The 12,875-nt window shown below is 59.9% G+C and carries 5 protein-coding genes; all 5 read right to left on the reverse strand.

Annotation, left to right across the window (positions count from 1 at the left end):
- Nucleotides 1-60: 60 nt before the first annotated feature.
- The 5 genes from E4021_RS14790 to E4021_RS14810 all read right to left on the reverse strand — a co-directional run bounded on the left by E4021_RS14790 (nt 61) and on the right by E4021_RS14810 (nt 12,821).
- A complete protein-coding gene (locus tag E4021_RS14790) occupies nt 61-5,871 on the reverse strand; it encodes a T9SS type A sorting domain-containing protein (RefSeq protein WP_168797624.1) in 5,811 nt (1,936 codons plus the stop codon).
- 828 nt (nt 5,872-6,699) lie between these two features.
- Nucleotides 6,700-8,094: a deoxyribodipyrimidine photo-lyase gene (locus E4021_RS14795; protein ID WP_211097030.1), complete on the reverse strand. Its 1,395-nt coding sequence runs from the start codon at nt 8,092-8,094 to the stop codon at nt 6,700-6,702.
- Nucleotides 8,095-8,212: 118 nt separating this feature from the next.
- Nucleotides 8,213-8,638 (reverse strand): hypothetical protein, encoded by a 426-nt coding sequence (locus tag E4021_RS14800; RefSeq protein ID WP_136460152.1) that lies wholly within the window; start codon nt 8,636-8,638, stop codon nt 8,213-8,215.
- Between the two features lie 154 nt (nt 8,639-8,792).
- Nucleotides 8,793-10,868 (reverse strand): glycoside hydrolase family 43 protein, encoded by a 2,076-nt coding sequence (locus tag E4021_RS14805; protein WP_136460153.1) that lies wholly within the window; start codon nt 10,866-10,868, stop codon nt 8,793-8,795.
- Nucleotides 10,869-10,883: 15 nt separating this feature from the next.
- Nucleotides 10,884-12,821, reverse strand: coding sequence for a sialate O-acetylesterase (locus tag E4021_RS14810; protein WP_136460154.1), 1,938 nt, complete (start codon nt 12,819-12,821; stop codon nt 10,884-10,886).
- Nucleotides 12,822-12,875 lie beyond the last annotated feature (54 nt).

Consider the following 12,875-nt stretch of genomic DNA (forward strand, 5'->3'; position numbering starts at 1 on the left):
GTACCGCGCTGGTAATAAAATGGCATCGTTCCGATCTTCAGGGTGAAGGCGTCTGGACCTTTACCGAACGATCATGCGTCGGGCCCTCTCGAATCCCTGCGTCTGCATCCGGTAGATATAGAGGCCGGTCGGGTAGGCGGAGATGTCGACGGTGACGGCGTGATCGCCGGCGGGGAAGGTCCGGTCGACCAGGGTCGTCATCAGTCGCCCGTTCAGGTCGTACACCTGCAGCCGCACGGCCTGGGCGGTCGGGATGGTGAAGGGGATGACCGTGGTGCCGGTGGCCGGGTTGGGCCGGTTGGTACCCAGTTCGTACCCGATGGCCCCGATGTCGCCGACCGCGGTCGTCGAGGAGAAGAACGGATAGGGTTCGGACACCGAGCCGAGGATGTAGTCGGCCCCGAAGGCCTGCTCCTCCCCGTTGGTGCGGTACTCCGCTCCGGTGACGGTATTGACGATACGGAACTCCAGGGGCAGGCCGTAATCAAGCAGATTACCCGATACCAGCACGAAGGCGCGGTAGTTGTCTTCCGAGGGGCAGTACTCCATGCCGCCGATGCCGCGGCACTCTCCATTGATCAGGGCAATCACCTCCAGAGCGTCGTAATCGTCCTCACCGAGCAGCCCGGCGTCGAAGATGCCCGTCACGTTCATGTTGTGCTCGTAGCGACCGCGTTCCACCTCGTAGTTAAGGCTCTTCTGAGCGGGGTGGAAGATGGTACCCTTCCGGCTTGACTTAAGCTTGTAGCCCGCACCTGGATTGAACTGGCGCATGCTGCCCGTCCAGCCCCCGGAGCCAAGCTCGAAGAGGGCAAAGTCGGCCTTGCCTTTGAGGATATCCCCTTCGGCGGGACTTAGGTCGACCAACACATCATTCACGGGTTCGGGATGGATGCGTGGGTAACCGATCCAGTTCCAACTGTTGTCGATCGCCACCGAGATGGGACTCGGACTGGGCAGTCCGACCACCTTCAGGGTATCGGGTGCATTGGAGAGGTGTACGAGGTAACCCTGTCCCAGGTTGATGTCCCTCAGGTTCCCGTTCCAGCCGGAGGCGGGACTATACTGCGCGGAGTTGGCCTGCGACTTGACGATGACGTCGTTTCCGGAGGTACTGTTCAATATGCTTTGGAAGACGTATTCCCGTGACATATCGTCGGTTTCGACGTTCAGCGATATCCAGTTCCATCCCTTGTTAAGTGGGATGACCTGGAAGATACCTTCGGGGTGCAGAATGTAGGGCTGACTGGCCGAGCCGACGTGGTCGTTGGCCTGGAAGGTCAGTCGTTCCACTGCCCCGTATTCCACACCATTGAGGGCGTGCCAGAAGCGGAAGGTGATCTCATCGGCCTGGCCGCCTCCCAGGGTATTGCTGTGCACCTTGAGGTAGGCGGCGTAGGAATTGGAAGAGGGGATGTATTCCACCTTGGCTACGCCCCGGATCTGTCCGTTAACGAATGCCCCGATCAGGTCGCGCGGGTCGTCGGAGAGCAGATCATCCGTCCCGTCCAGACTGAACTGAGCCACGATGGTCATGTCGTACTGGTACTGGTCCGGATTAAAGGCCCAGTTGACCTCCTGAGCCAGCAACTCGAAGGTTACGGGTACCGATACGGCACGGTCTTCCACCAGGGCGGTGATCGTATCATGGTAAATGCCCGGCGTTAGCTCATCGCTGACGGCGAAGTCGACGCGATAATCGTCGCTTGGCAGAATGGTGCCGCGGGATTGCATCGGCGTGAGCCAATCGGGATAACGGATCAGCGTTGCATTGTCTAGGATATCCAGGGAAAAGGCCTTGCTGGCCAGGGTATTGTTCTTCAAAACTCCGGTGACAATGTGTGAGCGGCCCACGAGGCCGGCGGCGTAGATCGGATCGGGGTCCCAGAAGACGGGGTTCACATTGACCAGGAAAGACCAGTTGGTAGCGTGTTTCTGGATGTTCCCGCTGAGGTCCTGCAGACTGTCTACCGTGGCGATGATCTCGATGCCCTGCAATTCTAGCATTTCCGTCAGGTGAGGGGTGGTGTTGAGCACCAGCTTGTTGCCAAAGCAGGAGGCGGTAACCGGTATTTCTGCTCCGGTATCGGCGCGGGTGAGCCGTACCACCGGGGTGTAGCCGGCGGTGAAGGTGCAGTTGATCTCTTTGTCGAAGGCCACCGAGATCTCCTCACCGAAGCGGAGGAAGCCATCGCTCGGTGTGGGGATACCGTAGGGAGACAGGGAGTTGCGGTCGATATTACCCCGCTTTTCCGAGGAGTAGGTGATGCCACTCAGTCCGCAGTTGGCACTCGCCCGGATGCGGTAGGCACCGTCTTCGTAGTTGGACATGTCGAGACTGAGGTCGTAGTTGGCACCCACAAGTTGCGACTTATCCAATCGGGCGGCGGGGCGGTATCCTTCCCCTTCTTTCTTGATCTCTACGGTGACGTAGTTGAAATCCACATTGTTCAAGTCGTAGCCGGAGAGGGTCGTGCGCAGCGTACCTCCCGAGTTCTGGTTGATGAGCCAGCCGTCGTCCGGGTTGCGCAGGGTGATATTGGTACACTCCGTTTCAAAATTCAGGATCCTGATATAGGCCGTATCGGCGTTGATAAGGTTGCCGTTGTCCTGCCAGAGTTCGTACTCGCAGGGCGGGTATATCATGATGCCGATGTCCTTGTAGTTGCTCGCCAGTGGACCCCGGGTGACCGACAGGTTCAGGTTGGCTGTCTCTCCGTAGGGGAGGAAGAAGTTGGCCGCGCCGTTGTTGATAGACTGTCCCCCAAGTTTTACTTGTGCGCCATCAGGATTGGAAGTTGAAACTACCCGCACCGCATATTCACGGGTCTCCCGGCTTTCGCTGTTGTTCACGACTTGGCAGAGGAAGTTGGCCGTCCCGTCCGACGGCACGTTGGTGATCTCCGGGGGCAGAATGGTGATCGAGGCGCGGTCACGGGCCTGGGAGCCGGGTTCCTGCGGGCAACTGGTGGTGCCCAGTTTCAGGTTGAAGGCCGGCACGTTGTATGATTCGTCGGTGAGCAGGTCCACGGAGAAGAAGTCCCCGATGTCGCCATCGTCAAGCACGTAGCCCACCTTGCGGCTCTGGGTGTTTTCCGAGCCCGTGTTGGTGGTTGTCGACCAGCGGAACTTGCCCATTACGCCGAGTTCGCTGTCGAACCAGATGCCGGACTGGTTGTCGATCTTGGCGCCGAGCGCGAATTCGGTATTTACGAACACGTTGTATTCGTAGGATACTTCGGTTGTCTTGGAGCTTTCGTACTCCCGCGTCAGGGGGGCTCCGGCACTGAAGGAGATGTTTTCCACGAAAGTGGCGTCGCGGCCCCGGGCCGTATCGTTCTTCGCGAGAATGTTCTCCCACATCAGGCTATCGGCGATGAGGTTATTGACCTCCGCCTGGTCCTCCAGGGACAGGGAGGCGAAGGGCTGATCGTCGATGATATTGGCCCGCAGCAAGCCCAGCGTGGGCAGCAGGGTATTCTTGATGTGGGTTTCCGTATAGACAAAGGTGGTGGCGAAATCCTGGGAGGAGATCGACGGCACTACGTCGACGGTCGCCGTACAGCTGCCCGGATCGTAGGTGAGGAAATCCGCCAAGGCAAATTCCTGGTTGTAGGCCGCCCCGATGTAGACGTCGCCGGCGTGGCCGGTCAGATTGTCCATGTCCGAGGTGGAGAAATTTTCCGTGAACGTCATCGTGGTGTAGATGCCGTTGCGGTCGAAGTTGTCGCGTCCCGCCTGCGCGGCGAATTTGATCACCGTGCCAAATCCGTTGCCGCTGAAGGGCGTCAGGATTTTGGATCCCAGTAAGAGGTTGGCGTACAGGCCCGCTTCCCCGCCAACCTGGGTTTCGTTGGTCGTGAAGTTGGTAAAGGAGGTGCCCTTTTCCACGTAGCTGTAGCTGTTGTCGCCGGGAGGGTCGTGCAGGATAAGCATGGGTATATCGGGGGAGCGCGTGATGAAACTCGGGGTGTTGCTGCGGGCTCCGGTTACCAGGATCCACTGCTCGACCGGTACGGGCTCAACCAAGTCGACCTCCGGGATTATGTACAGCAGTTTCTCGTGGTTGTGGACCGTACTGGTGGCGATGATCGGCTCGCCGGCGTCCACCTCGTAGCTCGCTATGCCTCCCTTGATCGGCACCCGAACGAATTCACCGCCCCGGTCCGATACGTAGTCATAGATCTTGAGGTAGCCGGTATCGATGTAGCAGTCGACGCCCAGCACTTCCTTGACGTTGATGTCCAGGCGATAGGAAAAGCCCTGTTCCATAACCACGATGTCGTCGCCGTTGGAGTTGAGGCACTGGGTAACGCTCGCTCCGGCGTTCGCGTAATCGATGCTGATGTCGAGCGGCGAGCGGTAGATGAACGATACTACTGGATTGACGGCCGCCCGGATGGTATCGGTACTGCCCGCCAGAATGGTATCGGCGGCCTGCACCACGATCACGGAGTCGTTGCTGAGCGTATCCAGTATCTGCGGAATATATGTGGTGGTCTCCGCATCGGTGACAATTTCGCTGGTATCCCGACGGGTCAGGTCCACCTTAATGGCGGTGTTGCCAATTTGGTCCAGAATATTGGTGATGTTGGTCGAGGTACCGATAATGTCCACTACCTCCACGCTGTAGTCGCGCGCCGGCATCGCGGGCAGTTCAAGGATGCCGTTCGCGTCGGTTTGGTAATCTTCAAAATAGCAGTTGCTCGGTGATGTAATCCGCACGACGGCATAGTCGCCCAGGGGCGTCTGGCAACTGCCCTGGACGATCACCTGCAGGATATCGGTTTCCACGTCCACGAAGTTGAGGTCCGTTTTATCCTGGTCGATGTGCACCACCGTCGAGAGATTATTGTTGGCGTCCTCCAGCCTATGGTGCAAGTACACAGGGGTGAATTCGTAGGTCTTTTCGTCCTGCAGGGCGAACGACCAGTTGCCATCGCGGTCGGTCTGGATGCCGTAATCGGTACTGTCGATGAGGATCTTCACCCCTTGTACGCCGCAGGTCACGTTGTTGGGCGATTCCGGATAGGTGACCCGGCCGGCGGCGGTGAAGACCGTGAGATCGGTAAAGTCAACCCCGAGTGCGTTCTTGGCCGTCATGGTCAGACTGCGGGTAGCCGATGACGGAGAAAACTGGTGCGTAGTGGTTCCCACCTTACTGGGAGTCACTGTAAAGTCCGCTCCCTCAAAATAGTACACGTCCCGAAACTCGTAGTAGCCTTCCGCGTCCGTCACCGTACAATAGGTCGCGAAGCAGTTGGTGGGCAGATTGGCCCCACCGGCCGGCAATGCCGCCTGAAGTGCGAGCGTGACGTCCACACCAGACACGCCGGCCCCTAGGGTCGAGCGCACGTGGCCCTTGACGGCGCCGTCGGGGCGGCTGTAGCCGACATCCGAGTCGGTATAGTAGCTTCCCCCGATGGGTGTCACGTAGTAGGTATAGGCGTAACCAGGAATGCCGGTATCGTCGTTATACCCGCGGGCGTTCTTGCTCAGCACGTCTAGCTCTTCCCGTGTCGTGGAGCTGCCGGGAATGCTCCGCTCCAAGCGGATCTCGGTGGCAATGCCCGAGATGTCGTTCCACGTCAGGTTGGTGTTGCCGTACTTGGTGCCGTCTGCGGCGGTCAGGCCGATGGAGAAGGTGGAGCCTTGGTCGCTGATTCCTGAAGATTCGAAAGCATTATAACCTGGATAAATTAAGTAACTAGCTACTTTATAATTATGGTGACTTCCGGGTAAAAGTCCTACATCCGTATAACTTAAAATACCAGGTGAGGGAGTCGTATGAATGAGAACTCCATCCCGGTAGATGCGATAGAGAAGGCTGTTTTCCGGCAGGTCAGAGCCCTGCTCCCAATTGATAGTCACCCGATCGTCGTCCACCCCATCCTGTGCATTTACCTGAATTGGGTTTTTGAGCGGAGAGGTCGATAAAGTCAGTAGGTCATTTATTGGCAAGGTGGAACACGGAAGGTCCTTGGTATCTCCGAAATAATAAATTACAGAGACTTCAAAATTAATAGTAAAATTTGGAGGCATATTCATTCTGAACGTGCCCTCACTAACGTAGGCGAAGGGCTCGGTGCTGTAGTATTTGGTGTACACCCCATTCGTGGTCCTGCCAAGCTCAATAGTGACGTAACTACTAAAACACAATAGAAAATGGGCTGGGTGAGGCAAATCCTTAAAAGTTACGGTGGCATAATGATCACTCTCACCCCGTACACTGGAAAATGTTGGATCCGCAGAAATTACCTTTTGACCAGCTGATAGGCCTCTATACACGGGTATTTCACAGATTTCCTTCTCGCCGCATTCAACAAGATACGGTCCTGCAGGTACCGCGCAAGAATCTGTAGCCGTTGCTAGGAGACTTCCATGGTAGGCAAAAAAGGACAGGCCGACCAAGAGGCCGGGAAAAAAAAAGCGTAGCATGGTAGAGTGTTTTCGGGAAATGGAAAACCAGGGGCCTCCGCTGGCGGGGCCTCAATCAAAGGAGGTGTGGTGATGGATTATAGGGTCCGCGACAAGGGTGAGCGCGTATTACACTTCAACGAATATAAGAAGAAACAATACAAATTTTATAAAATTACCTTGTTTCCTGAATAATTTACTGATTGTGCTCACCGTTTCAAAATAATATTTCACCCTTTGGCAAATATTTCGATCATGAAACTATGGTTCTTTCTGGAGCGCTCATTCGTCCAGCTCACTCACCCTTTTCAGGTACGCCTCCACGTCAAACTTGCGTTCCAGCCCACCCTTGCTGAGCATCCGCAGTTTCCCGAACACCTCCCGCTCCGTCCACGCCCGATCGTGTAAGCCAAAGAGCCACAGCACGTTAGTGAAGCTATTGGCGTCGCGCCCGTCCATGAAGTACTTGTTGTTCAGGTAGAGCGTGGTCTTGTGGGCGTAGTCGTAGGTGTTGGTCCAGCGGATGATCTGTTTGCCCCAGTACATGCGCAGGTAGTTGGGCAGGAACCCGCGTTCGCGCATCTCTTTCATGGACGCGTTCCAGGCCTCATCGTCGGTCTCCCCTTTTTCCAGTTGTTCTCGCGTAAAGTGGTTCGGACGGGGATCATCCGCGTGTTTTTCCATCGTTTCCTTGGCCCAGTCGGGCAGCGCGTTCAGGCTGTCGTAGTCGTCCGGAGTGTAGTAAACGAAGTTGTGGGCCAGCTCGCGGCGCACGACCAGTTCCTCCACGTAGGCCTCGCGGTCGCTCTGGGGCGCGCTGGAGTTGCGGACCTTACGCAGGATCTCGCACGGACTTATATGCCCGAAGTGGAGGTAAGGACTCAGGTGACTGGTCGCGTCGTCGGCGGGGTCCAGGCGACCGTCGCCGTAGCCCTCCAGGTCGGAACGCAGGAATGCGGTCAGTCGCCGGCGGGCCTCTGCGGTGCCCCCAGTGAAGTCAGGGCTCACTGGCACACTCCGATCAATTTTTAACTGATCCAGCAACTCGTCCACGCTGCCGAAGTCCAGGTCGCTTTCCAGCTCGAGTGCCTTGGCATCTTGCCCGGGCGTGGTTTCGGTGGTCTCTCCGCTGAAATCGTCGACCCGTTGCATGATCTTTTTACGAATGGTGCGGGCCGCGTATTCGCGTTTGTTGCTGGCCGTTTCCACCGGCACGACCACGTTGCTTTCGACCTGCACCAGGGGTACCTCCAGTTGGTCGGCCGCCTCCGAGCGCCACTTGCGTTCGTGGCGCAGGTAAGCGCGGTCGGTCACTACGGCGCAGGCGTCCTGGTCCTTCGCAAACCGGGTGATCCGCTCCGAGCGGGGTCCGTGCAGCATGCACAAAGGAATATCTCGTTCCGCCAATCGGTCCGCCACCTCCTTCAATCCTTCCAACAGAAAGCGGTAGTGGCGCAGGTTTGCCTCCGGAAAGTCGTCGATCAGCGTGAAGGCCACCACGCAGGGTTTACCCAGGTCATTGGCCCAGCGCACGGCGTACTCCAGGGCGGGATTCTCGTAGGCGCGCATGCTTTCCTGCATCCAGTACACCAGGCAGGTGCCGTCTTCCCGCAGGGGTCGATCGTTGAGTTGCTTCAGGCGCTCGGGGGCGATGCTGAATGATTTCATTTGCTCCATGCCGGCCTAACGGGCGTTGGCGGCCAAGGGTTTTCGGTTACCTATCTAGGCGGCGGGGCGCAGGTGCCGCGCCGGTCTCCTTTGCCGGGGTCGGGGGTTACCACACCCAAGTCTTCCACTATTCCGGCGTAATGCCCCCGGCTATTTTTACGTAGCGGACGGTATTCCCTTTTCCAACCAGGCTCATGTGCAGTTTATCCTCCGTCAGCTTGGTGATAAAGTAGCAGCGCCCGTCGTCGGGTACAGCCAGGTAGTTGCCTTCCCCGGTCGGGGCCACGGCGTCGGATACGTCCGGACAGCTGCGGCCCACCACGAAATTTTCCGGGGTGGCGTCCGGTTCCCCTTCGTAGCCGAAGATCATCAGGTTGCCCTCGAAGCGCACGGTGCTCAGGCTGTCGTCCTCGCTGCGCCAGACGCCCTGCAGGTCGCCGCTGGTATCGGTTACCGATTCCGGGTCCACCCCGGCTTCTTCCACGGCATCGGACACCGGGCCGCACGCAAAGATTAACAAACTGCAAACCAGAATCAGAGCATACTTTATCATGTACATCAGCTTTGGTGCTATAACCCACCTGGCCCGGCATTTGTGGTACCGGACCCCGGCACCCGCGCGCCGCCGGCTCCACCGTCAGCGCGCCCCCCCGTTGGACGGTCCCCCCACCGTCCAACCGCTTTAGCCGTTGGACGGTCCTCAGGAATTAGTCCAGCAGCTCCCAGAGAAAGCAGGCCCCGCCCCGGCGATCCGGTCGGGCGCCGCGGGCGTCGGCCCGAGCCAGACTGCCAGCACCGGGGTCGACCGACAGGTAGCGGTGGGTAGCCAGCGACATCAGCATCAGATCGCCCCGGAGCATATCCTGCCACTGGAAAGTGGAAGCTGCCCCGGCGTCCTCGGCGGTGAGGCGTACTTCGGCCATTCCGCCGCTCCCGCGCACCGTCAGGAACCCCCCGGTCGTGACCGACTGCAGGGCAACGCGCCCCTGGCCGCGATCGAGTACGCGAAATTCATCGGCATGGTCCGAATTGAATGGGGTGTTGGCGCCGACCGGGCGCAGGTAATTACGCCAGTTAACCAAGACGCTGCTGTCGGCCAAGCTCGTCAGGCGAATCGATCGACCGTAGGGGATCGGACGGGTAAGCGCCCGGTGCCGTGGTTCATCGACGGTGAAGTCCGCAACGTCAATTTGGCCGCCGACCTTCCCAAGACGGTTGAAGTTGAAGAGAGCATAGCGTACCCCCTGGAAGGTGCGCAACTGGTAGGGCAGGTGCACCGGGCCGCCCAGGGGCTGGAAGGCCTTTCCGTCGAGACTGTAGCTGAGGCGTGCGGTATCGGTTTCGAAATTGCCGTGGGCCCGTAGCCACAGGCGGTCCTGGTTGAGGGCGACGTCCCGTATCTCGCCGGTCTGCTGGTTATAGTAGCGGATGATCCGGCGGTCGCCTTCCCGCGCCACGCCGATCCAGGCGTAGGGGAGGTTGAGGAGGCCCAGACCTCCCACGTCGCCACTGCGCAGACCGGAAACGTCCACTTCCGCCGTCGCGGTGGATTCCGGTCCGATGGCGCGCTGCGTCAGCGAATTGCGGGCGCGCCAGAAACTCTCCGCCGGCAGGGCGTGCAGGCGCAGGTATCCCGGTCGCTCCGTGAGTGACCAACGGCTGTCGTCGGGCATATGGTTCCATTGCCATACGGGGTTGAGTGTAGGGCCGTCAAAGGTGTCGTCGCGCCGAAAGGGAGCCGCGGGGGCGGAATTGGACCCCGTATTCGGTTTTACCCAGGTGCGGGGACTGCGCGTCAGGTTGCCGGGCAGGCCCAAGTACGGCCAGCCGTCCTGCCAGGTGACGGGCGAGAGGGCAGTCAAGCGGCCTACGCTGTTGTAGTCCATCATCGACCAGCCCCACCATTCGCCGGTCTGCGTCTGCACGATACCGCCCTGGTGCATGGGGATGCAGCCGACGTAATTTTCGGGGTAGCGGACGACGTTGAATGGCGGGCCGTTGCGGGTGTCGAAGACCCTGGCGCGCTGCCCCACCCCGAGGTTTTCCTCGGCGCTCATGACGTTGACCTCGTAGGGGCCGTAGGGCTGGTCGGCGCGCAGGCAGACCTGGTAGCAGACCGGGTCGTAGTTGGTGTTGGTGATGTAGTACTTGCCATCGACCTTGTAGATGTGACTGCCCTCCCCGGCTCCGCTGCCCGCTTCCACGATGACGCGTTCCGTTCCGGGCACGACGTCGAGCAGGTCGTCGGTGAGCTGCACCATCTTTACTTCGCGGTAGCCCCAGACGGCGTACTTCTTGCCGTCGTCGTCGAAAAGCACCGTAAGATCGTGGAGGTCGGCCCTCATTTGTTGACGCCGCCACGGTCCGGCGGGGTCGGTAGCGGTGAATATCTGGGTGCCCTGCCCGTTGACGTTGGAGAAGATGTAAAAGGTGCCCTCGTGGTAGCGGAGGCAGGGAGCCCAGAAGCCCTGGCCGTAAATGTCTTTGCCTTCCTCGAGTCGAAATTCCGGTCCCAGGTCCAGCCGGTCGGCCGCGTACGTGAGGAGTTCCCAGTTGACCAGGTCGCGGGAATGCAGCACGGGGAGCCCGGGCATGGTATGCATGGTGGTGCCGGTCAGGTAATAATCGTCTCCCACCCGGATCAGGTCGGGGTCGGAAAACTCCTCGTAGAAGAGGGGATTGGTGAAGGTGCCGTTGCCGTTATCGGCGGTCCAGGTGGCCTCCTGGGCGGAAAGGGCACCGGAGAGCGCGAGCGCGGCGAGGCATAGCAGGTTGCGTAGCATGGTCGTCAAGGTACTCTACCGCTGTTCTTCCTTGCGCACCTCGAAGGGGCTCACTGGAAGTCCTTCCGCGGAATAAAGGTTGGCCCCCGTGGGGTTGTCGGCCCAGGCGTAGCGAACGGCCACTGGCTGCGGCACTTCCGGACTGCTCACGATCACTGTGTTGCCCTCAAGGCGGGCGCTGGCCCGCACGAAGCGGTCTCCGTCGCCGGAAATCTCGAAGTAGCGGGGGCGGTCGTCGCCATTCTTAACGGTCAGTTGGTCGGTGCCGGCGAGGGTGATGCGGACTTCCCCGGGCGCGAAGGTGGTTTCGGTGGGATACGGACTGATGGGGGATTCTGTATCGCCGTAAGCAACCCGCCGGGCGGCGAGGGCCAGCCGGTGGCCCACCGATTCCTTGTCGAGGGGGTGGATGTCGTTCCATTCCCCCACGTCGATCGCCATGGCCATTCCCGTATGCGGCAGGGCGAGGGCTTCCAGTTGGGCCTGGCGCAGTTGGGCCCAATTGCTTTCCGTGGGCCGGGGCGTCGGATCCATGAAGTTGGTCAGTTGTACGAACAGGAAGGGCAGGTCGGGGTCGTTCCACTGGTCGCGCCAGTCGCTGATCAGGGCGGGGAAGGTGTGGGCGTAGCCTTCGGGGTTGCCGGTATTCGATTCTCCCTGGTACCAGAGCACTCCCCGCAGTGGGTACTCACGCAGGGGGGCGATCATCCGGTTGAAGAGTCCGCCGGCCTTCCAGCGCACGAAGGTGGTGCCGGGTTGGGGGTCCATCGGCGCGCCGATGCGGTACTTCCAGGTGCCGCGCAGGTCAAGGGTATCCACGCCTTCGACGGCCAGAAAGTAGGGCTTGTCGGGCACGAATCCGCCCTTGCCGCCGCCGTTGATGACCCGTACCGCCAGGGTATTCCCGCCTGCCTTGAGCACGCCGGTCGGGACCGTGTACTTGCGGGGCGGATACTGGTAGCCGGTGGTACCGATGAAGGTGCCGTTGAGCCAGACGGAGTCCTGGTCGACCACCCGGCCCAGCCACAACCTTGCCTCCCGGCCCGCCATTGCGTCCGGCACCTCTACCCTGCGTCGCAGCCATACTGAACCGTTGAGCAGTCCCGTACCCTGGTCGGCCCAGTAGCCGGGTACCTGCATTTCGCGCCAGTTGGACTCATCGATGTTCGCGGCCGACCACCGGGCGGTGGACTGCAGGCCGGCATCGGAAGCGTTGAGCTGCTGGAGCCAGCCGGCCTGGGCGGCTCGCTCCCGGGCCTCGAGTTCGGCCACCATTACCGTATCGCGGAACTTTAGCATCTCGGTGTAGGCCTCGGGAAAGCGCTTCAGGGCGGCCTCGCTCATCCAGGATTCCACCGGACTGCCCCCGAGCGCGGCGTTGATCAGACCGATGGGTACCTGCTCCCGCTCGTAGATTTCACGGGCGAAGAAAAACCCGACCGCGGTAAATTCCGGCAGATTTTCCGGGCGGGCCGCCTCCCAGTTGCCGGCTGTCAGGTCGTCGTGGGCGCGGTTGAAATCGTAGCGGTCGGGGACGAGGAACTGCCGGATCCGGTTGTTGGTGTAGCCGGTCACGATTTCCGGGTACTCATCGGCCACGCGATCGAGGGCGAGTTCCATATTTGACTGTCCTGAGCAGAGCCAAACGTCGCCAAACAGAACGTCGGCCAGGGTGACCGTATTTGAGCCGCGGAATACCATCTCAAAGGGTCCTCCGGCCGGCTGCGCGGGCAGTTTGATCGTCCACTTTCCGTCGGCGCCGGCGCGAGTGCGGTATCGCGTACCGTTAAATTCCAAGGTGACGCGTTCATCGGGTGCGGCCCAGCCCCAGAGGGTGAGATCGGTGTCGCGCTGCAGAATGGCTCCGTCGCTCAGCAGGCGGGGCAGGCGGATTTGCCCGGTGAGGGTGCTCCCCATTAACAGCAGCAAAAAGTAGAGAAATGTAGAGCGCATACGAAATCGATTGTGTCGGCCACTAATGTAGTGTGCCCTTCCCGTTCGGCCATG

The sequence above is a fragment of the Neolewinella litorea genome, from assembly GCF_004803465.1.
GTDB classification, from domain to species: Bacteria; Bacteroidota; Bacteroidia; order Chitinophagales; family Saprospiraceae; genus Neolewinella; species Neolewinella litorea.